Genomic DNA, 22,041 nt, shown 5'->3' on the forward strand with positions numbered 1-22,041 from the left:
AGATCTGAATGTCTTCCAGCACACATCGCCTGAAAGACTAGTCAGGATGATGGTGATGATGGTGGTTTTTAAATGGAACGCGTGTCATATAAATTCTCTTTGAATGCTTATGCATTTGATGTCTTTTAACGTAAACCACATCCGCTATTCAACGCAAGGGCTTTTTTTAATCATTAATTCATTTCATATTGATGCTATGAATTGTCAGTTCCGCAGCGCTGGCGTAGCCTTAATACAGATGCATGTCAGTCAGGAGAAAACGCATGAAAAAGGTCGCAATTGTCGGTTTAGGATGGTTAGGGATGCCGTTAGCCATGTCATTAACATCAAGAGGCTGGCAGGTAACCGGCAGCAAAACCACGCTGGATGGCGTTGAGGCCGCGCGGATGTGCGGAATCGACAGCGTCGCGTTACGCCTCGAACCTGAGATGGTCTGCGACGTTGACGATCTGGATGCGTTAATGAACGTGGATGCCCTCGTGATTACGCTGCCCGCTCGGCGAAGCGGGGACGGAGAAGGTTTTTATCTTCAGGCGGTGCAGGAGATTGTGGATAGTGCGCTGGCGCATCATATTCCGCGCATTATCTTCACCAGCTCGACCTCGGTGTACGGGGACATCGAAGGAACGGCGAAAGAACAGTCCGAACGTCATCCCGTCACCGCAAGCGGTCGCGTTCTGAAAGAGCTTGAAGACTGGCTACATAATTTGCCGGGTACGCAGGTGGATATTCTTCGCCTTGCGGGGCTGGTGGGGCCAGGGCGTCATCCAGGACGCTTTTTTGCTGGCAAAACAGCGCCGAACGGTCATCACGGCGTCAATCTTGTGCATCTCGAAGATGTGGTTAACGCGATTACGATGCTGCTACAGGCTCCTAAAGGCGGACACATCTATAATATATGTGCGCCTTCTCATCCGGCGCGCAGTCAATTTTATCCCGTGATGGCCCGTCAGCTTGGGCTTGAGCCGCCGCAGTTCCGCGACGCATCAGGGGAAGGGCAAGGCAAAGTGATTGATGGCAATCGTATTTGTCGTGAACTGGGATTTGAGTATCAATATCCCGATCCGCTGGTAATGCCAATGGAATAACTCCGCCAGCGGAGACATTCGCACACCTTTTGGGGGGCGAGTATGAAACCGCTGCTGGACGTTCTGATTATCCTCGATGCGTTGGAAAAAGAGGGGAGCTTTGCCGCTGCGTCTGCGAAGCTCTTCAAAACACCTTCCGCGCTTAGCTACACCGTTCATAAGCTTGAAAGCGATCTTAATATCCAGTTACTTGACCGCTCAGGTCATCGCGCTCGCTTCACCCGTACAGGCCAGATGCTGCTGGAAAAAGGGCGTGAAGTGCTGCATACGGTGCGCGAGCTGGAAAAGCAGGCGGTAAAGCTGCATCAAGGCTGGGAAAATGAGCTGGTCATTGGTGTTGATGATACATTCCCGTTTTCTCTGCTGACTCCGCTGATTGAGGCGTTTTATCAACGCCACAGCGTGACCCGTCTCAAATTCATTAATGGCGTGCTTGGCGGATCCTGGGAAGCCCTTATCGAAGGGCGCGCAGATATCATCGTCGGGGCGTTGCGCGATCCGCCGCAGCTTAGCGATTTTGGTTTTTCACGTCTGGGCGAACTTGAACAGGTTTTTGTTATTGCCCCGCATCACCCGCTTGCCGACGAGGCCGAACCGATTTCGCGCCGGGTGATTAAAGGATGCCGTGCGATAGTCGTGGGAGACAGTTCTCGACCCGAGTGCGCCGTTTCATCACAACTGCTTGACGATCAAGAGGCGATCACCGTATTCGATTTTAAAACCAAGCTGGAACTGCAAATCAGCGGGTTAGGATGCGGATATTTACCGCGCTATCTGGCGCAGCGGTTTATCGAAAGTGGTGCGTTAATAGAAAAACAGGTCCTGGCGCAAAGCAACAACGAATCGGTGTGGGTTGGCTGGAATGAGCAGACAGCTGGGCTTGCAAGCGCGTGGTGGCGAGACGAGATTTTAGCAAATAGTGCTATTGCTGGTGTTTACAGTTCAGCGGATGGCGCAAAATCAAACGCTTAGAAAAAAGAAAATAACGATCGGATACTGAATCTATTGCCTTTTATCCCAAAGATGGGGCAAAATGCGCCGCTGCAAAACATTGGAATAATCGACGATATAAAAGGCGTCGGTTATTTTTTTTTGCATGTACCAAACGCCATTTAAAAAACCCAAGAGGCCGGGCTTCGTACCGGATAGATACTTACTAAAATCCGACAGTTGTTGTCGCTGAGGAATTCAGAAAATGGGGCAATATTTTGCTTACGCGCTGGCTTTCACCGTCAAGGAGAATAACCATGTCGCTTAACGCTACTCCAAAAACCTCTCGCGTGGAATTACGTAAAACGCTTACGTTAGTTCCGGTTGTTATGATGGGCCTTGCCTATATGCAGCCGATGACGCTGTTCGATACGTTTGGTATCGTTTCGGGCCTCACAGACGGTCACGTTGCAACGGCTTACGCCTTTGCGCTGATCGCTATTCTCTTTACCGCGCTGAGCTACGGTAAACTGGTTCGCCGGTTCCCGTCCGCTGGTTCTGCGTATACCTATGCTCAGAAATCCATTAGCCCGGCGGTTGGCTTTATGGTGGGCTGGTCATCTTTGCTGGACTACCTGTTCATGCCGATGATCAACATTCTGCTGGCAAAAATTTATTTCGAAGCGCTGGTGCCTTCCGTGCCGTCGTGGATCTTCGTCGTTGCGCTGGTGGCCTTTATGACCATCTCCAACCTGCGGAGCATTAAAACCGTTGCCAACTTCAATACCTTAATCGTTATCCTGCAGATGGGTATTGTTGCAGTAATCGTGGGCATGATTGTTTACGGTGTGGCGCATGGTGAAGGTGCAGGAACGCTGACGAGCACGCGTCCATTCTGGTCTGAAGGCGCACACGTTGTGCCGATGATTACCGGAGCGACTATTCTGTGCTTCTCCTTCCTGGGCTTTGACGGTATCTCTTCTCTGTCTGAAGAGACCAAAGACGCTGAGCGCGTTATTCCGAGAGCGATTCTCCTGACCGCAGTGATCGGTGGTTTGGTGTTCATCGGTGCATCTTACTTCCTGCAATTGTATTTCCCGGACATTTCTCGCTTTAAAGATCCGGATGCGTCACAGCCAGAAATCATGCTGTACGTTGCAGGGAAAACCTTCCAGTGGGGCGTGTTGATTTTCTCAAGCGTCACCGTACTGGCATCAGGTATGGCTGCCCACGCAGGCGTTTCTCGTCTGATGTACGTGATGGGCCGCGACGGTGTCTTCCCGACACGCTTCTTCGGCTATATCCATCCAAAATGGCGCACTCCGGCATGGAACGTCGTGCTGGTTGGTGCTATCGCTCTGCTGGCAATCAAATTTGATTTAGTGACGGCGACGGCGCTGATTAACTTCGGTGCGCTGGTGGCCTTTACCTTCGTAAACCTCTCTGTGATCTCTCAGTTCTGGATCCGTGAGAAGCGTAACAAAACGCTGAAAGACCATTTCAACTACCTGGTGCTGCCATTATGTGGTGCGCTGACGGTGGGGGCATTGTGGATTAACCTGGAAGAGAGCTCCATGATTCTGGGTCTTATCTGGGGTGCTATTGGCCTGATTTACCTGGCTTGCGTGACCAAAAGCTTCCGCAATCCTGTACCGCAGTACGAAGATATCGCACAGTAAATACGACGCAGCGTAAAAAAACCGGAGGCTATATGTCTCCGGTTTTTTTATGCCTAATGTTCTCAGACAATTTCTTGCGCGTATTGATATAACGCTTTCAACAGCGACTGCTTCTCGGCGTTACCTTCATACTGGTTGTAGAGCATTTCCAGTTCCTGAGCATAGCTTTGCAGAAACTCCGGCGTGAAGACATTACGTCGGTGCTGTAGCCAGCGCGCCTGTTCTGCTTCATCCAACGTGCCCGGGAAATTGCGCGCCCGATAGTTAAACATCAGCTTCTCAATACGCTTGTCTGAGAAGGTGATATCCAGCGCTGGTAAATTGTTAGGATCGGTTTTCAGCACGATGTTCATCGCGGCGCGATCGGCATCGCTGAAAAAGCCGTTATAAAGCTGCGCATCCACGTTATCGGAGGGAACAAAGGGTTCCGCTTCTGCAAAGATGGCGACAACTTTATCGCGAATCTGAGGGTTTTCACGCAGCAGTTTAAGGTTATCGAGACACAGCTGGCGATTAATGCCCAGACGGTCGGCATCTTCAGCACGAAGCGTGTTCGCCTGCGCCAGTACCGGACACTTATTGATATGGACCAATTTCACCGGCACGGCGGCGCTATCACCCAGCTCGCCTTTAGGCGTATAGAGCCGCTCACGTAGCGCATCGCTTTCAAGTTCCAGCAACGGAGTCATGTCGCCTGCAAGGTCCACCATAATGACCGCGTTGCGGTTATCGGGATGCCACGCCAGAGGCGCAACCCAACTGGTGTTGCCGCGCCACGCACCAAACATGCCAGAAATATGCACCAGCGGCTTCATCTGAGGGACATCAATCAGCGTCATCAACTTCTGCTTGCTGCGATAGCTCAGCAGATACTCGAACAATTTGGGCTGTGCTGTTTTGACCAATTTCGCCATCGCGATGGTGGCGTAAACGTCGGCCATCGCATCATGCGCATTGCTGTGCTCAATGCCGTTAGCGCGGGTCAGATGCTCAAGACGGAAACTGGGTAAACCGTCGTCATTCTCGGGCCAGTTAATGCCCTCGGGACGCAGGGCATAGCAAGCGCGCATCACATCGAGTAAATCCCAGCGTGAGTTGCGGTTTTGCCAGCTCCAGGCGTAAGGGTCGTAAAAGTTGCGATACAGGATATTGCGCGTGACTTCATCATCGAAACGGATGTTGTTGTAGCCCACTACGCAGGTATTCGGCACGGTGAATAAATCGTGGATGCGACGCGCAAAATCAGCTTCATTAACGCCTTTCTCACGAGCTTCCTGGGGCGTAATGCCCGTCACCATTACGGCACCCGGTTGCGGCAGATAATCGTCGGCAGGCTTGCAGTAGAAGACGTCGGGTTCACCAATGACATTGAAATCAGCATCGGTGCGGATCGCCGCAAATTGCGAAGGCCTGTCCAGCGAGGGGCTAGTACCAAAGGTTTCGTAATCGTGGAAGAGAAAAGTGGGGAGCGCGGCGGAATCAGACACCAGTAATACCATCCTGTTGAAAAGTTACTCCTCTATGGTAAACCATCGAGGTCAACACACCGAATAAAAAGCACGTTCCGACGCCAAAAATGCGAGCGCGCTTCCGATGAAAATTTGCGGATAGTCACATTTTTTTGCAATTTAACCAGGTAACGACATGAGAACTTCCGTAAAAAGGTCAACGATTTTACATGACTGAGGATATACCGTTGAAACGCCGTCTGTTTATTGCTGTTTCTTTACTCGCTTCGAGTATTTCATCTGTTCTGGCTGCTGACCCACTGGATTTCTCACCGCAGCCACCTGCCGTGCAGGCAGGCTCCTGGGTGCTGATGGATTATACCACTGGCCAAATTCTAACGGCGGGCAACGAGCATCAACAGCGCAATCCGGCGAGTCTTACCAAGCTGATGACCGGCTATGTCGTCGATCGCGCAATCGACAGCCATCGCATTACGCCTGACGACATGGTGACCGTTGGGCGCGATGCGTGGGCAAAAGGGAATCCTGTGTTTGACGGCTCGTCGCTCATGTTTCTTAAAGCGGGCGAGCGCGTTTCGGTACGCGACCTGAGCCGTGGCCTGATCGTAGATTCGGGGAATGACGCGTGCGTGGCGCTGGCCGATTACGTGGCAGGAGGACAGCCGCAGTTCGTCACGATGATGAACGAATATGTTGAGAAGCTGGGGCTGCGCGACACGCATTTCGAAACGGTGCATGGGCTTGATGCCCCCGGACAGCACAGCTCTGCTTACGATTTGGCCGTACTTTCCCGGGCGATTATTCATGGCGAGCCCGAGTTTTATCATATGTACAGTGAGAAAAGCCTGACGTGGAACGGCGTGACGCAGCAGAACCGTAATGGACTGTTGTGGGACAAGACGCTGAATGTCGACGGGCTGAAGACCGGGCACACGTCTGGCGCAGGTTTTAACTTGATTGCGTCGGCTGTCGATGGGCAACGTCGGTTGATTGCGGTCATTATGGGTGGAGAGAGTCCAAAAGGTCGTGAAGAGCAGGCGCGTAAACTGCTGCACTGGGGACAACAAAACTTCGATACCGTACAAATTTTGCGAAACGGGAAGCAAGTTGGAACAGAACGCATCTGGTACGGTGATAAAGAGCAGATTTCATTAGGTACCGACCAGGATTTCTGGCTGGCTCTGCCAAAAGCGGAAGTCGCGAATATCAAAGCGAAGAACGTGATGGATAAAAAAGAGCTGCAAGCGCCTATCGCCGCGCATCAGCGTGTCGGTGAGATCGAACTGTATGACCGGGACAAAATCGTTGCCCATTGGCCTTTGGTTACGCTGGAAAGCGTGGGAAAAGGCGGGATGTTCTCGCGTCTGAGCGATTATTTACATCATACCCTTTGATCGGATGAGTTCGCGAAAAGAGCAGACTGGCACTCTTGCGAGCCTGCTCGCATAATGAACACATTATATTTGTTGAACACGCAAAATTCGCTTTATAGTGTATGCATATACAGTAAAAATCGGAGGCAGCATGGACTACAGCATCAAGCAGCAACAGAAACGTAAAATTGCCGGTTTCCACCTGGTCGGCCCGTGGGAGCAAACCGTTAAGCAAGGTTTTGAGCAACTTATGATGTGGGTGGATGGGCATCAAATCCAGCCGCTCGAATGGGTCGCGGTTTATTATGATAATCCTGATGAAGTCCCCGCTGAAAAGCTACGCTGTGACACCGCGGTTACCGTGCCCGACGATTTCAGCATCCCGGCGAATAGCGAAGGGGTGATCCTGACTGAAATTGCCGCAGGTGATTATGCCGTCGCCACTACGCGCGTCGAAAACCACGATTTTTCAACGCCGTGGCACAGCTTCTTTAACAGTCTCCTTCAGGATAATCATTATCAAATTGCGCCTAAACCGTGCTTTGAACGGTATCTGAATGACGGTAACGCAGACGGCTTCTGGGATATCGAGATGTATGTACCAGTAGTGCATAAAGCAGGCTAAACGCTTATTTCCTAATATTTGAAGGGTTTTTCTGCCGGGCGTGATACGTCTGGCAGAAAACCCAGTACAATTGTGACTTGCCGAGTAGCTGGAGAGCGGGTGTGCGTCCCGACAAATCATTAACTCCTTTTGAAATTCGCCTGTACCGACATTATCGCGTCGTACACGGATGCCGTATTGCTCTTGCGTTCCTTCTCACCTTTTTGCTGGTGCGGCTTCTGGACATCCCTGAAGGAACCTGGCCGTTGATCACGCTGGTCGTGATTATGGGGCCCATTTCATTTTGGGGTAACGTCGTTCCGCGCGCCTTCGAGCGCATTGGCGGGACGATTTTTGGCTCTGCGCTAGGGTTGATTGCGCTCAAGCTTGAGCTGATCTCTATGCCTGTCATGCTGCTATGGTGCGCTGCCGCTATGTTCTTGTGCGGCTGGCTGGCGCTGGGTAAAAAACCCTACCAGGCTTTACTTATCGGTATCACGCTGTCGGTGGTAGTTGGTGCTCCGGCAGGGGACATGGCAACCGCGCTGTGGCGAAGCGGAGATGTGATTTTAGGTTCACTGCTGGCAATGCTTTTTACCGGCATCTGGCCTCAACGTGCTTTTTTGCACTGGCGCATTCAAATGGCTAACTATGTCACCGCCTTCAACCGTGTGTACCAGGCGGGATTTTCACCCAATCTGGTCGAGCGCCCGCGACTCGAAAAGCACCTGCAAAAAATACTCAACGATGTGGTAAAAATGCGTGGTCTTATTGTGCCAGCCAGCAAAGAGACTCATATCCAAAAATCGATTTTTGAAGCGATACAGACCGTGAGCCGCAATCTGGTGTGCATGCTTGAGCTACAGATCAATGCCCATTGGGCTTCTCGCGCCAGCCATTTTGTATTGCTGAATGCGCAGACGTTGAAAGAAACCCAACAGATGACTCAGCAAACGTTGTTGACCATTGCTCACGCGCTATATGAAGGCAATCCGCAGCCGATCCTTGCGAATACCGAACGCCTTAACGAAATCATGGTCGAGTTACGCCAACTGATAAATGAACACAAGGGCGACAACGTTGCGGAGACGCCGATTCACGGCTATGTCTGGTTAAGCATGGAACTCGCCAGACAACTGGAGTTGTTATCGCATCTTATCTGCCGGGCGCTGCGCAAATAAAAAGCAGCCACCGCCAGATGTGACGCCTGCTGCTTCGATTCAGCAGCAATTGGGGTTATGATAGGGTTAAACGATTTACTCATTGTCATTCGCGACGGCTGTCAGTAAGGTTAACTGACAACGGTTGCTTAAACGAATCCGAATCTCACATTATCAGGGGTATCAAAATGGAAACTACCAAGCCTTCGTTCCAGGATGTTCTGGAATTCGTCCGCCTGTTCCGCCGCAAAAACAAGCTGCAGCGTGAAATCCAGGACGTTGAGAAGAAGATCCGTGACAACCAGAAACGTGTTCTGCTGCTGGACAACCTGAGCGACTACATCAAGCCAGGTATGAGCGTCGAAGCCATTCAGGGCATTATCGCCAGCATGAAAACCGACTATGAAGATCGCGTTGATGACTACATCATCAAAAATGCTGAGCTGTCTAAAGAACGTCGTGACATCTCTAAAAAGCTGAAAGTGATTGGCGAAATCAAAAACGCTGAAGCCAAAAGCGAGTAAAATCCGCTAAAAATTATGGAGCCCCTTTGCGAAAGCTGAGGGGCTTTTTTTGGTTCATTACGTTTCCCGCCGTCAGTCTACTCATGTTGTTCATGGTGTCTGGCAGAGGATAACGACTCTAAGGTAAAGACATAGGTAATTTCACACGAATGCTTTCTTAGGGGCGCAATTATTACTGCCTGAGCAGATTTATTTCGCGAACGACAAGGTGAGCTTTGGTTTTTAGAAGAGGAAATAATTGACAGTGACATTAATACGCCCTGGTATTGTCAGGGAACAACGCACCATGGTTGGTGGCAAAATCGGTGGCAGCTTTGGGTACAGGAAGAAAACCGTAAGATGGTCTGCTCATTAACGGGCGGGGACATGAATAACGCTAAAAACACTCTCTTTAACTGCCAGCAGGCGCTATATCCAGTGGCTTTACAAACAAACGATTTTTACTCGCAGTACCCCGTTATCCGCTGGGCGCGTAACGCAATTACTACTTTCTTTAGCACGGGTTTACAACAGTATGATTGGGTCGAATTTGAAGAAAAACTAACAGGTAGGCATAAGAATTGAGATTTGGCTCCTCTGACTGGACTCGAACCAGTGACATACGGATTAACAGTCCGCCGTTCTACCGACTGAACTACAGAGGAATCGGTTTGGAGGCCTATCTTAACGGCCAAAAAAGTTTTGTCAAACCTGATCTTACCTTCTGTGGTTCAACTGCTGATTCTGTCGACAGTTTGTCGCCCGACCAAACAATTTTTTAAGGAAAATACTTTGCAGGATGAGCATTTCTCCATCATCATTTGAAATGTAGTTTCAACTTTCTCTCTGTAAGGTCCATTTTGAACGTCACTGCTGCTTTACGTCAGGCCGTCATGCGCACGCCCTGGTATGCCAAACGCAAAAGTTACCGTGTTCTCTTCTGGCGTGAAATCACCCCTCTTGCTGTGCCTATCTTTCTGGAGAATACCTGTGTTCTGCTGATGGGTGTACTGAGCACGTTTCTCGTGAGCTGGCTTGGGAAAGAGGCGATGGCGGGCGTGGGGCTGGCTGACAGCTTCAATATGGTGATTATTTCTTTCTTTGCCGCCATCGATTTGGGTACCACGGTGGTGGTTGCCTTCAGCCTCGGGAAACTCGACCCGAAGCGTGCCCGTGAGGCGGCGCGGCAATCGCTGATGATCATGACCATCTTCTCCATCATCCTGGCGGCGGTAATTCACTATTTTGGCAAAGAAATTATCGATATTGTCGCCGGGGAAGCCACCAGTGAGGTAAAAGGGCTGGCGCTCACCTATCTGGAAATGACCGTTCTCAGCTATCCGGCGGCGGCGATTGCGCTGATTGGCAGCGGGGCGTTACGCGGGGCAGGGAACACCAAAATTCCGCTGTTGATCAATGGTGGGATGAACATCCTGAATATCATTATCAGCAGCATTCTTATCTACGGCGTCTTTTCCTGGGATGGGCTGGGTTTTGTCGGTGCGGGGCTTGGCCTAACGATCTCACGCTACATTGGGGCGATTGCCATCATCTTTGTGCTGATGGTGGGTTTTAACCCTGCGCTGCGTATCTCACTAAAAAGCTATTTCCGCCCCTTTAATTTCGCCATTATTTGGGAAGTGATGGGGATCGGCGTACCTGCCAGTATTGAATCGGTGCTGTTTAACAGCGGTAAATTGTTGACCCAAATGTTCGTCGCCGGAATGGGGACCGATGTGATTGCCGGTAATTTCATTGCCTTCTCCATCGCGTCACTGATAAACCTTCCGGGGAACGCCCTTGGCTCGGCGTCGACGATTATTACCGGTAAGCGTCTGGGCAAAGGACAAATTTATCAGGCCGAACGTCAGCTTCGTCATGTCTTTTGGCTGTCGACGATCGGGCTTACGCTGATTGCCTGGGGCTCAGCACCTTTCGCCGGGCTGCTGGCCTCGTTTTATTCCCAGGAGGATGACGTCAAAGAGGTCGTCAAAATCCTCATCTGGATGAATGCGGCGTTTATGCCGATATGGGCCGCGTCCTGGGTACTGCCAGCCGGGCTGAAAGGGGCGAGAGATGCGCGCTTTGCCATGTGGGTATCAATGCTTGGGATGTGGGGCTGTCGCGTTGTGGCAGGCTATACGCTGGGGATTATGCTCGGGATGGGGGTGGTCGGCGTTTGGCTCGGGATGTTCCTCGACTGGGCGGTGCGCGGTGTACTGTTCTACTGGCGGATGGTCAGCGGGCGTTGGTTGTGGAAATACCCGCGTAAGAAACGCGATGTAGAAGACAAAATACCTGCGGAGCGCCTGCCAAATGCGCAAAGTGGAGAATAAATCGGCAAACGATCTGTTTTGGCGCATTCAGCCTTTGACAATGAGGGGTGGCATCGTTAGTATTCGCCCCGTTCACACGATTCCTCTGTAGTTCAGTCGGTAGAACGGCGGACTGTTAATCCGTATGTCACTGGTTCGAGTCCAGTCAGAGGAGCCAAATTAGAAAAGCCTGCTTAAGGAAACTTAAGCAGGCTTTTTGCTTTTCTGCGTTCAGGTCATATGCCGGGCTAAAACCCGGCAATGAACATCAACCTGCCTGTACGCGAATCGGTGCCGTTGCTGCAACCAGCCACGGACGCGCGTCGCTGTCTACCAGCGGAGAAAGCGCCTCACGCACCTGCTGGTGATAGCTGTCCAGCCACTGTTGTTCCCTCTCGCTCAGCAAGTGCAGTTCCACCTGGCTCAAATCAATCGGGATCAGGGTCAGCGAAGCGAACTGGCAGAAACCCGGTACGCTTTCCACTATTTCCACCTGATTCTCAATACGAATCCCGTGGCTATCGGCCTGATAATAGCCCGGTTCAATCGTGATAATGCTGCCTGCCACCAGCGCCCACGGGTTCACCTTTTTGGCCATACGCTGCGGATTTTCGTGAATCAGCAACTGATGCCCCACGCCATGTCCGGTACCGTGATCATAATCCAGTCCCAGCTCCCACAGTGGACGGCGGGCAAATGCGTCCAGTTGATGGCCCTGCGTCCCTGACGGGAACTGCAACGTAATCAGCGACAGGAACCCTTTCAGAACGGCGGTGTAATGCAACCGCTGCTGCGCATCCCGTTTGCTATAGGAAAGCGTACGCGTCGCGTCGGTGGTGCCGTTGTGATATTGGCCACCAGAATCATTCAGATAGAAATGCCCGCTGGTGATGGCCTTGTTGGTCGCCTCGCTGGAGTGATAGTGACACATCGCGGCATTGCTCGCTGAGGCCGAAATAGTGGCAAAACTCTGCTCAATAAACCCTGGCTGCCGCTCGCGAAACGCCAGCTGTTGTGCCTGCGCTTCCATCTCCGTCAGTGGATTGCCTGCCGCTTCACGCTGCGGGACTTCATGGGATAGCCACGCCAGGAAATTAACCCACGCCGCGCCATCGTAATGATGAGATTCACGATAGCCTGCCAGTTCAACCGGATTCTTCACCGCTTTGATAAAGGTTATCGGATCGGCCTTCCACAAAATTTCTCCCTGCGGTTCAATAGCAAAGCGAAGCGCGACGGGCGCTGAATCCGCATCCAGCCAGATGCGCTTGCCACCGGATAGCTGGCCGCAGCGTGTAATAAAATCATCCTGTGGTGACACTATCACCCCGTCCAGTACCGATGCGGGCAGCGCGCTCACCTTATCGCCATTCACAAACCACTCGGTGCTGCCCTCGCGGCTCAGTAAGACGAAGGAGAGGGGAACCGGGCTGGTCGGGATATCAGAACCTCGCACGTTTAACAGCCAGGCAATGTTATCCGGCATCGTTATCGCCAGGTAATCGGCATCGTTATCCGCCAGGAGTTGGGCAATGCGCTGGCGCTTAGCGGCGCTACTTTCGCCACTGACCTCAACCGGCATTTCACGAATAAGGCCCACTGGTGCTGATGGACGATCGGTCCACAGAGCATCAAAAGGCGACTCGGTTAGCGGAACGAATTCACAGCGTGTTGCGCCGTATTCCTGAAACTCAGTATGGGTCATCAACATCGGGTCGAACGCGATGCGCGTGCCGGGAACAGTATGATTCTCCAGCCACTGGACCAGCGGTTCGTTATGCAGGTGATGGATTTCAAAATCATCCATGTTGACCTGAACACGAGCCTGCACCTGGTAACGACCGTCAACAAACAGTAAGGCGCGATCTTTAAGCACCAACGCCAGCCCGGCGGTGCCATCAAAGCCTGTCAGCCACGCCAGTTTTTCGTCGTGTGATGCGCAGTATTCACTCTGCCAGGCGTCGGCGCGCGGAACGATCATGCCGTCGAGATGGTTTTCCTCAAGCCAGTGGCGAAGGGCGGATAACGGTGATGTGGTGTTCATGTCTTTCCTTTTTACTATTAGCGGAACGGCGGCTCGTTAAAGGTACGCAGCTTGCGTGAATGCAGCTTGTCGCCTTCTGCTCGCAGTAAATCAATCTCACGAATGCCAATCTGGAGATGTTCGGAAATCGCTCCTTCATAGAACCGGTTGGCCTGACCCGGCAGCTTAATCTCGCCATGAAGCGGTTTATCTGAGACGCACAGCAGCGTGCCGTAAGGCACACGGAAGCGATAACCCTGCGCGGCAATGGTGGCGCTTTCCATATCAATGGCAACGGCGCGGCTTAAGTTGAAGCGCAGCGCGGACGCCGAATAACGCAGCTCCCAGTTGCGATCGTCGGTGGTGACCACGGTTCCTGTGCGCAGGCGCTGCTTAACTTCTTCGCCCGGCATCCCGCTCACCTCTTTGGTGGCGTCGTACAGCGCGCGTTGTACCTCGGCAATGCTTGGGATGGGGATGTCCGGAGGCAATACCGCGTCTAACACATGGTCATCGCGCAGGTAGGCGTGCGCGAGCACATAATCACCGATGAGCTGGCTCTCTCGCAGGCCGCCGCAGTGGCCGATCATCAGCCAGACGTCCGGGCGCAGTACGGCCAGATGGTCGCAGATAGTTTTGGCGTTGGAAGGCCCCACGCCGATATTAATGAGGGTAATTCCCTGGCCGTCGGCAGTGATCAGGTGCCAGGCCGGCATTTGATGTTTTTTCCATGCCAGGTCGGAAACGGCCATTTCCGGCGCTTCGGTTTCGGCGGTGATCCAGATCCCCCCCGCGCAAGACAGCGCGACATACGGACTATCCGGATCCAGAATCTGGCTGCATCCCCAGCGAACAAACTCATCCACGTAGCGGGTGTAGTTGGTAAACAGGACGAAAGGCTGGAAATGTTCGACCGGCGTTCCCGTGTAGTGACGCAGGCGCGCCAGCGAAAAATCAACGCGGCGGGCGTCAAAGTGCGATAGCGGTGAATACTCTGCGGGATGGTAAATCCCATCTGCCGTCTCATCGCCAATCTGCGAGAGTTCTGTCGTCGGGAAATGCCGCGTCAGCCCGGCGCTCATTGAGCGATCCAGCGTCAGGGCTGAGCCGTCGATGACGTAAGGATAAGGGATTTCGTGCATCGACGGTCCCACGGCGATATGTGCGTCGTAATCCTGATACAGCAGCGTGAGTTGCTCTTCAAGATAGGGGCGGAACAGGGAAGGGCGCGTGATGGTGGTGGAGTAACAGCCGGAGTGGGTAAAGCGAGCGTAGGCGCGGGTTTTTGGTGTGTTCGTTGTGCCGCCGTCCCAGGTTACAGAAAGCGAGGGATAAACAAAAAGGCCATCGAATCTGGCCTTTTCGTCGGGTAGTTTACCGTTTTCGATATACTCGCTGATGGCGCTGCGCAGGGCGCTGACGGATTGCTCGTACAGCGCTTCTAGCTTTTCCAGAGCCTGGGCAGGTGTCAGGCTGGAGCCCTTATTATTCATGTCTGTCTCCTTGTTCCACATATGTGCGACGTTACTCGATAGTATGTCACTCGTATGTGAAAAAAAAGTCAGGACATCAGGTGCGGGCGTCTTTCATTAATAAAGCCGTCGTCGCGGAGATCAGGCAACCTGCCAGCAGATAAAACGCCACGCTGTGCCAGTCGCCTCCCGAGAAAGTCACTAACGCCGCGGCAATGAAGGGCGTAAATCCGCCGCCGACCACGCTGGCCACCTGATAGCCGACACCTGCGCCACTGTAGCGGTAGCTGGCGCCAAACATTTCGGTAAACATCGGTTGCTGTACGCACACCACCATGTCATGAGCCATATTCGCCAGCATGATGGCAAAGAACACAATCCAGAATAGCGACTGTGCTTCCAGCGCCATAAAAAACGGCCAGGCGCTCAGTGCGCCAATCGTGGCACCGGTAATGTATACCCGACGTCGGCCAAAGCGATCGGCAAGCCAGGCAAAGCACGGGATGGTCAGGCAGCTAATTCCGCCCACCAGCAGACCAATATTCAGAAAAAGCTCGCGTGGCAGACCGAGGTTTTGCGTGGAATAGTTCAGGGCAAACGCGGTAACGATATACATCGTTAGCAGTTCACACAGACGCAACGCGATAATTTTTAAAAATGCACCTGGATGCTGCGCTAATGCTTCCATCACCGGCAAGCGTTTTTTCGTCAGCGTTTTTTCACGCTGCTGTTGCTCGAATTCGGTCGATTCCTCCATGCCGTTACGCACCCACAGCGCGGCCAGCACCAGCACAATGCTGAACAGGAACGGAATGCGCCAGCCCCAGCTCAGGAACTGTTCATCCGTGGTGAGCTGGCTGATGAGCGATACCAGTCCGGTTGAGAGCAACAGGCCCACGCCGTAACCCACCTGCACGCCGCTGCTGTAGAACGCCTTCTTGTTTTTCGGCGCGCTTTCAACGGAAAGCAGCGCTGCACCGCCCCATTCCCCGCCGACGGCAAAGCCCTGAATGGCGCGTAAGGTCACCAGCAATACCGGAGCCCACCAGCCGATCGTGTCAAAGGAGGGCAGCACGCCGATAAGCGCAGTGGCAATTCCCATCATCCAGACGGTGAGCATCAACATTTTTTTACGGCCAAGCCTGTCACCAAAATGTCCGAAGATGACCCCGCCTAAGGGACGGAATAAGAAACCAACGCCAAAGGTCGCAAATGCGGCGAGCGTCCCCATGGACGGGCTTATCTGGGGGAATAATTCGCGGTTAAACACCAGCGCGGCGGTGATGCCGTAAAGCAGAAAATCATACCAGTCGACCACGGCCCCCGCGAAACTACCAAAAGCGGCGCGACGGGCGCGATGAAGTGACGGTGTCTCCTCGTTGGGGCGATCGGAGATGAGGGTGGTATCCATTTGTTGTCCTGTCTGCACTGATTTTTAGTTATTAGTATTGAAAGGTTACTCACATTAGCGTTGCTAAACGATCGGCAACGCTAGTGAGACTACCGCGACAACGGGCTGGAGAAAACGTTTTTATATTTCCGGAACGCACCAAATAAATAAATCTTATCTAAACCATTTGGTAGATAAATCCTCGCGAAGGTTGCTGAATGGTTTACAGTAATGATGATCGCTGCGTGATTATAGTGAGGGATTAACGATGCAACGCTTCTTTTCCGTATTAGGGATTATCCTGTTTTTAACCGCATTTCCGCTTCGAGCGGAGCCCACCGTTTACGGTGAACAACGTATCAGTCGCTGGTGGGATAACCTCTCCACTGATATCTCTCAGACCTGGAATGAGCCGGAACGTTACGATGTGTATTTACCGTTTCTGAGCTGGCATGCCCGGTTTATGTATGACAAGGAAAAGACGGATAACTACAATGAAATGCCGTGGGGTGGAGGTCTGGGTGTCTCGCGTTATAACGAAGAAGGAAACTGGAGCGCACTCTTTGCCATGATGTTCAAAGACTCCCATAACGAATGGCAGCCTGCGGTGGGCTACGGTTGGGAGAAGGGCTGGTATCTTGATAACGCTCAAGATTTCCGTCTTGGTCTGGGTGCGGCTGCGGGGATAACCGCGCGTGATGACTTTGCTAACTATGTCCCACTGCCGTTTATCTTCCCGCTGTTTTCTGCCGGATATAAACGCGTTACCGTCCAGTTCACCTATATTCCTGGCACTTACAACAACGGCAACGTGTTGTTTGCATGGCTACGTTTAGGTTTTTAATCGCCCTTACAGGGTAATGACTTTTTTAACCACCGAGTTCGACAGTGCTAACAGGGAAATAAGCACCGAAGCGATAAACGTCAGCGCAATCAGCATCAGTTTGGTGGTAAGCGACGTCACCGGTATCAATGCGGTGAGCAGATGAAAAACGGAATAGTGCAGGATGTACACGCCGGTCATTGTCTTGCTCACTGCGCCTAGAATAGCCTCCTTCAACTCAACGTTTTTGCGAAAACGCACGCTGTTGGCAGCGATGACCAGTGCGACAATCAAAATGTAGATTTGCGAACCTGTCAAAATAAAGGCGTTTCTGTCTGCCTTAAAGAGGGCAAAAAAGAAGTGCTGCTCGTAAAACCAGGTGAATAAATAGATTATCGGGATAGAGGCGAGAGCCGTTTTCACGACCTTATCTTTGCTTATCCACGCAGAGATTAACGGGTCGAAAAAAAGTTGACCGGTCAGATAAAACAGTAGCCAGGTCCACAGGCGATATTCCGGCGCAAGGGAAAGCAGATGTTTATCCGGATAGAGCGCAGCGAGTAAATCGTAGCCGTAGGATAAAACCAGCAGCAGGGAGATGACGCCGCAGAATACGCTTCGGCGCTGGCTGAGCCATTCGATAATCGGATGAAAGGTGTAAATCACGATAAAGGTAAAAACAAACCAGGGCTGGATCAGGTATCCGCGCTGGTAGGGCTCCCAAATATAGTAAACGGTCATCCAGAACAGAAAAACCACCACTACACTTTTAATTTTACCGATTTGCCAGCGCGACCCATGCCTGGACTGCGCGTCCAGATAGCCCGCCACCACAAAAAACAGTGGCGTGGCGATGGTGGAGATAAAGGTCAGGAATCCCAGTATCCAGTGATAATCGTAATCGTAGCGATCCCAGGTATTATAGATGGTGAAAAACGTCACCGCCGTCATGCATCCCAGCGTTTTAAGTATGTTCAATCCTGTTGAATTCATTATCCTCGACCCTATCCGTACGGTGGAAACATGCATAAATGACTGGAAGCACCAGTAGCGTCAGGATTGTAGCAAATCCAAGGCCAAACATAATCACCACGGCCATGCTCTGGAAGAACACATCGCGCAGTAGAGGGGCCAGACCCAGCACGGTGGTGAAAGCGGTCAGCAGTATAGGGCGCAAACGGGAGGTTGCGGCATAGACAATCGCGTCATGCTGGTTCCTGTGTTGCTTCTGCTGTTCAATCTCCTCGACCAGCACGATACCGTTACGGATCAACATACCGCTCAGGCTAAGCAGCCCAATCAGCGCCATAAAGCCGAACGGGATACCTGTCATCAAAAACCCAGGCGTCACGCCGATAAGCGCAAGCGGAACGGTCAGCCAGATGGCGACCGCGTTTTTCAGCGAGCTAAACATCAGTATGGTAATGATAAACATCACCAGATAGCCAATCGGCAGGGTAGAAAAGACCCCTTGCTGCGCTTCACTGGAGCTTTCTGCATCACCACCCCATTCAATGCTGTAGCCATGCGGGAGCGCCAAAGCATCAATTTGCGGTTTCACTCGCGCAAGAATATCGCCGGAGGTTTGCTGGCTGAGAGGACTCGGGTCGGTTTGAACCGTCAGTACCCGGCTCCGGTCCCGGCGCAGGATCAGCGGATCTTCCCACTCCAGCGTAAAATCGCTGACCACGTTGCTTAACGGCACGTACTGCTGGCGGTTTTGGCTCCAGACCAGCACGTTGTTCAGATGATTTGCATCTTGCCGCTCACTTTCAGGCGGCCTGACGACGACGGGCAGCAGGTCCGAGCCTTCGCGATACAGTCCAACCCGACTGCCGGAGAAATTCATCTCCAGCGCGTTGTCGATATCTTGCTTATCCACACCCAGTTCACGGCCCAGCGCGGTGGAATATTGTGGGCGTATGACCTTACTGCGGTTTTGCCAGTCATTTCTCACGCTGTCTGTTGCCGGATCGCGGCTCAGAATATCGCCCACCTGGCTGGCTATCAAACGCAGCCTGTCAGGTTCTGGCCCCTTGATACGAACTTCTATCGCGCTGTCGCCAGAGGGACCAAACATGACGCGTTTGGTGCTGGCATTGATCTGCGGGTAGTGGCGAGCAATGTATTCGTCGATGTGGCGCGTGAGCGGGGCGATGTTACGCAGATCGTCCATGCGCACCATGATTTGGGCATAGTTGCTGTACTGGCGTTGGCCGCTGTAGGTAAGAATAAAGCGCATACTGCCCTGACCAATCGTTGATACCGTGGTCACCACGCCAGCTTCACGTTTGATGGCGTTCTCGACGTCACTGGCCATTTTCTCAGTTTGCTTGATATCCGTGCCGTACGGCAGCCACAGGTCGACAAAGAAAATAGGGGTGTTGGACGATGGGAAGAAGTTTTGCCGTACCGACCCAAATCCCCAGATGGCCGCCGCCAGCAGTGCCACCATTAGCGTCAGGGTGATGGTTTTACGCGCCAGCAGCGTGTTAAGCATCTGCTGGTAAATCCGGTAAAAGCGCCGGTTGTACGGGTCTTCATCGGCGGGCGTTTCCACTGTGGTTTGCCCACCTTTGAATAGCCACCACTTAATCATTACCGGTGTAATGGTGAGTGCAGAAAACCAGCTCAGCATCAGGGAAATGAGCAGCACCTGGAACAGCGACTTACAGTATTCGCCGGTAGAGTCCTGAGAAAGCCCGATCGGTGCAAAGGCCAGGATAGCGATAACCGTTGCTCCCAACAGGGGAAGCGCTGAGCGACGGATCACATAGTTGACGGCAGTCATCAGGGTGGAGCCCTGCTGCCTTGCGATCAGCACGCCTTCAACGATGACAATAGCGTTGTCGACGAGCATGCTCAGGGCAATGATCAAGGCCCCAAGAGAGATGCGCTGAAGTTCAATGCCCCACAGGTACATAATCAACAGTGTACCCAGCACGTTGAGCGCCAGGGAAAGGGCGATGATAATCCCGCTGCGGATGCCCATAAAAATCAGCAAGACCGCAATGACAATCGCGAGTGCCATCAAGAAATTGATGATAAAGCCGTTAACCGAATGACCCACTTCGGAGGCCTGATCGTAAAAAAGATCGATGTTAATGCCTGCGGGCTTCTCGGCAGACATTTGCGAAAGCTTCGCCTCAAGGGCGCGCCCGACATCGATAACATTGACGCCAGGGATAAACGAAACGCCCATGGTGACGGCCTGACGACCGTTAGCGTGATAGATACTGGAAGGTGACTCGGTGAGACCGCGAGAGAGGGTGGCAATGTCCCGTAACCGCGTCGTTGCTCCTGTACCGTAAGGGGTGATTATCAAATCCCCCAGTTCATCGATATTTTGAAATTCACCGGTAGGATGCAGGCGGATCGACTCGGTGCCAGAAGCTATCTCTCCCGCGTTTGAGACTACATTGACGCGCGTCAGGATGGCAGAGAGTTGCGCGAGTGTAATACCGCGCGCTGCCATTTTTGGCAGCGAAATATCGACATTGATCTGCTGGGGGATCGCGCCGCCAATCGCGACTTTACCCACGCCTGGAATCAACACCAGCTCACGGCGCAGTTGATCCGCGTATTGAGCGAGTTCAGCATTGGTGAATTCATCACCAGAGATGGCAAAGAAAAAGCCAAACACATCGCCAAAGTCGTCATTGACGAAAGGGGTCACCACGCCAGGGGGAAACTGTCGTGACGCGTCACCAACCCGGCGGCGCAGCTCATCCCAGATTTGCGGCAGCTCGTTTGAGTGATAGCGCGAGGCGATATTAACGGTGATTTGCGACAGCCCGTTCGATGATATTGAGCTGATGTTGTCGAGATACGGCAACTGCTGCAAAGCGTTTTCAACCGGCAGCGTCACCTCTTCTTCAACCTGCTGTGCAGAGGCTCCGGGATAATGGGTAATGACGACGGCCGTTTTAATGGTGAACGCCGGATCTTCAAGGCGACCAATATTCAGCAGGGCAAAAATACCGCCCACGCCCAGCAGTAATATGGTCAGCCAGACGCGGATAGGGTTATTGATAAACTGGCGGGAGATATCCATTACAGACCTCGCTCACGCGTCCAGATGCGAACCTGCTGCTGGGGGTGTAACTCACCGACGCCGGCTGCAACAACGCGATCGCCAGCCTGAAGGCCCTCGGTAATGATGACCCCCTGGGCGGTGACTGGGCCTACGCTAACTTTGCGATCTTCAAGGTGAAGCTGGTCGCCGTCACCTTTTACCACCCAGACGTGCGGTTCATTACGTGGGCTGTTATCGGGGTTAAACACCGCTTCCACCGGGACCACCAGCGCATTCTGCCCTGCGCTTGCCGGCAGATTGGCGAGGTTCACCGTCACCGTACCGCTCACGCCTCCCACGCTTGGGAAATCGTCCGGACGGGGCATCGTGAGGATCACCTGCCAGGTGAGCGTATTGCTATCGCTGCTTCCCGTGTGCTCTTTGTAAACCGCGCTAAACTCGCGATCCGGCAATGCGTTGATTCTCACCACCGGACGGTAATTCGCATTGCGAATATCCAGGGTTTTGAACAGATTTTCGGGAATGTTAAAGCTTACATCGAGCAGGTCGGTTCGCGTTAACGTCACGATGGGCAGCCCGGCGGAGACGACCTGATGATTACGAACATGAACGCTTGCAGCCACACCGCCAAAGGGGGCGAAGAGCGTCATCTGATTAAGCTCCTCCTGAGCAATTTTTAACGCTGCATTGGCAGAGTCTCGCGTGGCTCGCTGCACGTCCATCTCAGCTTTGGAGATCGCCTGGCGGCCTGACAGCGTTTGAAAACGGTCGAATTGCCGCTGCGCCAGCGTGGCTGACGTCTGTCTGTCTCTCAGGCGCTGCTGGGCTTCTCGTGCATTAAGGCTGGCAAGCTGTTGCCCCTGCTTGACGTTCATACCCTGACGAATATCAAGCGTTTCAATCTGTCCGCCACGTTTAAACGCAAGGTCGGTAGCATCACCGGATTCTATCCGTGCCGGAAAAACCCGCTGCTGAGCTTGTCCTGCCGCCTGCACTACGGCGACTTTAACCATGCGCGGCTGAGGGGCAGCTTCCTGCGTCTTGGGATCGCAGGCCGTCGTAAGCAGAATAATGGCAGGTAAAAGAGAAAAGTAACGATTCACTATATTCCCCTAATAAATAAAAAACCGACTTATGGCGCGCATTTAGCTATTAGAGATGTTATTCCGCGAGAGC

General features: G+C 52.6%; 18 protein-coding genes, 2 tRNA genes, 1 pseudogene and 1 other annotated feature (1 of these 22 running past the window's edge). Of the genes and pseudogenes, 12 read left to right on the top strand and 9 right to left on the bottom strand.

Annotated features, from left to right (window positions below; translation table 11 throughout):
• Nucleotides 1–62, bottom strand: a sequence feature (His leader region); it reaches 61 nt to the left of the window's first position.
• Complete coding sequence (gene hisL, locus AC6EMZ_RS08490; RefSeq protein WP_099516347.1) at nucleotides 38–88, bottom strand: his operon leader peptide; 51 nt, start codon at nucleotides 86–88, stop codon at nucleotides 38–40. It overlaps the preceding feature by 25 nt.
• A 175-nt stretch (nucleotides 89–263) precedes the next feature.
• Here hisL and AC6EMZ_RS08495 point away from each other — a divergent pair, with 175 nt between their 5' ends.
• From AC6EMZ_RS08495 to AC6EMZ_RS08510, 4 genes are all read left to right on the top strand, one after another.
• Complete coding sequence (locus AC6EMZ_RS08495; RefSeq protein WP_498402010.1) at nucleotides 264–1,088, top strand: SDR family oxidoreductase; 825 nt, start codon at nucleotides 264–266, stop codon at nucleotides 1,086–1,088.
• A 42-nt stretch (nucleotides 1,089–1,130) separates the two neighbouring features.
• Nucleotides 1,131–2,060, top strand: coding sequence for a LysR substrate-binding domain-containing protein (locus AC6EMZ_RS08500; protein ID WP_498402011.1), 930 nt, complete (start codon nucleotides 1,131–1,133; stop codon nucleotides 2,058–2,060).
• Nucleotides 2,061–2,283: 223 nt separating this feature from the next.
• Nucleotides 2,284–2,346: a membrane protein YoeI gene (yoeI, locus tag AC6EMZ_RS08505; protein ID WP_498402303.1), complete on the top strand. Its 63-nt coding sequence runs from the start codon at nucleotides 2,284–2,286 to the stop codon at nucleotides 2,344–2,346.
• Entirely contained in the window at nucleotides 2,336–3,697 is a 1,362-nt protein-coding gene (locus tag AC6EMZ_RS08510; protein ID WP_498402012.1) for an APC family permease, read from the top strand. The genes yoeI and AC6EMZ_RS08510 overlap by 11 nt, the downstream gene beginning before the upstream one ends.
• 62 nt (nucleotides 3,698–3,759) lie before the next feature.
• Here the strand turns inward: AC6EMZ_RS08510 and sbcB are convergent, their stop codons facing one another.
• Nucleotides 3,760–5,184 carry an exodeoxyribonuclease I gene (sbcB, locus tag AC6EMZ_RS08515; protein WP_498402013.1) on the bottom strand — a complete coding sequence of 475 codons (1,425 nt, stop codon included), beginning with the start codon at nucleotides 5,182–5,184 and terminating at the stop codon, nucleotides 3,760–3,762.
• 209 nt (nucleotides 5,185–5,393) lie between these two features.
• Between sbcB and dacD the strand changes: the two genes are divergently transcribed.
• The 5 genes and pseudogenes from dacD to AC6EMZ_RS08540 all read left to right on the top strand — a co-directional run.
• On the top strand, nucleotides 5,394–6,560 hold the full coding sequence (gene dacD / locus AC6EMZ_RS08520) for a serine-type D-Ala-D-Ala carboxypeptidase DacD (RefSeq protein ID WP_498402304.1): 1,167 nt from the start codon (nucleotides 5,394–5,396) through the stop codon (nucleotides 6,558–6,560).
• 130 nt (nucleotides 6,561–6,690) lie between these two features.
• A complete protein-coding gene (gene sbmC / locus AC6EMZ_RS08525; RefSeq protein WP_498402014.1) occupies nucleotides 6,691–7,164 on the top strand; it encodes a DNA gyrase inhibitor SbmC in 474 nt (157 codons plus the stop codon).
• Between the two features lie 101 nt (nucleotides 7,165–7,265).
• Nucleotides 7,266–8,324 (top strand): FUSC family protein, encoded by a 1,059-nt coding sequence (locus tag AC6EMZ_RS08530; protein WP_498402015.1) that lies wholly within the window; start codon nucleotides 7,266–7,268, stop codon nucleotides 8,322–8,324.
• Nucleotides 8,325–8,491: 167 nt separating this feature from the next.
• The gene (locus tag AC6EMZ_RS08535) at nucleotides 8,492–8,827 is read left to right on the top strand and encodes a DUF496 family protein (RefSeq protein ID WP_498402016.1); all 336 of its coding nucleotides are present in this window, start codon (nucleotides 8,492–8,494) and stop codon (nucleotides 8,825–8,827) included.
• A 135-nt stretch (nucleotides 8,828–8,962) separates the two neighbouring features.
• Nucleotides 8,963–9,371: pseudogene (locus tag AC6EMZ_RS08540) on the top strand (hypothetical protein); the annotation flags it as partial.
• 24 nt (nucleotides 9,372–9,395) lie between these two features.
• Here the strand turns inward: AC6EMZ_RS08540 and AC6EMZ_RS08545 are convergent.
• Nucleotides 9,396–9,471, bottom strand: a tRNA-Asn gene (locus AC6EMZ_RS08545).
• 228 nt (nucleotides 9,472–9,699) lie between these two features.
• On the opposite strand from AC6EMZ_RS08545, the gene emmdR reads away from it, so the two are divergent.
• Together emmdR and AC6EMZ_RS08555 are read left to right on the top strand one after the other, a co-directional pair.
• Complete coding sequence (gene emmdR, locus AC6EMZ_RS08550; protein WP_498402305.1) at nucleotides 9,700–11,142, top strand: multidrug efflux MATE transporter EmmdR; 1,443 nt, start codon at nucleotides 9,700–9,702, stop codon at nucleotides 11,140–11,142.
• Nucleotides 11,143–11,223: 81 nt separating this feature from the next.
• A tRNA-Asn gene (locus tag AC6EMZ_RS08555) sits at nucleotides 11,224–11,299 on the top strand.
• A gap of 90 nt (nucleotides 11,300–11,389) precedes the next feature.
• On the opposite strand, the gene AC6EMZ_RS08560 is transcribed toward AC6EMZ_RS08555, so the two are convergent.
• The 3 genes from AC6EMZ_RS08560 to shiA all read right to left on the bottom strand — a co-directional run bounded on the left by AC6EMZ_RS08560 (nucleotide 11,390) and on the right by shiA (nucleotide 16,027).
• A complete protein-coding gene (locus AC6EMZ_RS08560) occupies nucleotides 11,390–13,165 on the bottom strand; it encodes an aminopeptidase P family protein (protein WP_498402017.1) in 1,776 nt (591 codons plus the stop codon).
• Nucleotides 13,166–13,182: 17 nt separating this feature from the next.
• Nucleotides 13,183–14,637, bottom strand: coding sequence for an AMP nucleosidase (locus tag AC6EMZ_RS08565; RefSeq protein WP_498402018.1), 1,455 nt, complete (start codon nucleotides 14,635–14,637; stop codon nucleotides 13,183–13,185).
• 76 nt (nucleotides 14,638–14,713) lie between these two features.
• Entirely contained in the window at nucleotides 14,714–16,027 is a 1,314-nt protein-coding gene (gene shiA, locus AC6EMZ_RS08570) for a shikimate transporter (RefSeq protein WP_498402019.1), read from the bottom strand.
• A gap of 247 nt (nucleotides 16,028–16,274) precedes the next feature.
• Between shiA and pagP the strand changes: the two genes are divergently transcribed.
• The gene (gene pagP / locus AC6EMZ_RS08575; RefSeq protein WP_498402020.1) at nucleotides 16,275–16,850 is read left to right on the top strand and encodes a lipid IV(A) palmitoyltransferase PagP; all 576 of its coding nucleotides are present in this window, start codon (nucleotides 16,275–16,277) and stop codon (nucleotides 16,848–16,850) included.
• Between the two features lie 6 nt (nucleotides 16,851–16,856).
• On the opposite strand, the gene AC6EMZ_RS08580 is transcribed toward pagP, so the two are convergent.
• Genes AC6EMZ_RS08580 through AC6EMZ_RS08590 form a run of 3 tightly spaced genes read right to left on the bottom strand, consistent with a single transcriptional unit; the run spans nucleotide 16,857 to nucleotide 21,968 of the window.
• Nucleotides 16,857–17,780 (bottom strand): acyltransferase, encoded by a 924-nt coding sequence (locus AC6EMZ_RS08580; protein WP_498402306.1) that lies wholly within the window; start codon nucleotides 17,778–17,780, stop codon nucleotides 16,857–16,859.
• A gap of 13 nt (nucleotides 17,781–17,793) precedes the next feature.
• Nucleotides 17,794–20,883: an efflux RND transporter permease subunit gene (locus tag AC6EMZ_RS08585; RefSeq protein WP_498402021.1), complete on the bottom strand. Its 3,090-nt coding sequence runs from the start codon at nucleotides 20,881–20,883 to the stop codon at nucleotides 17,794–17,796.
• The gene (locus AC6EMZ_RS08590; RefSeq protein ID WP_498402022.1) at nucleotides 20,883–21,968 is read right to left on the bottom strand and encodes an efflux RND transporter periplasmic adaptor subunit; all 1,086 of its coding nucleotides are present in this window, start codon (nucleotides 21,966–21,968) and stop codon (nucleotides 20,883–20,885) included. The genes AC6EMZ_RS08585 and AC6EMZ_RS08590 overlap by 1 nt, the downstream gene beginning before the upstream one ends.
• Nucleotides 21,969–22,041 lie beyond the last annotated feature (73 nt).

Source organism: Enterobacter sp. SCRI0065 (assembly GCF_059766475.1).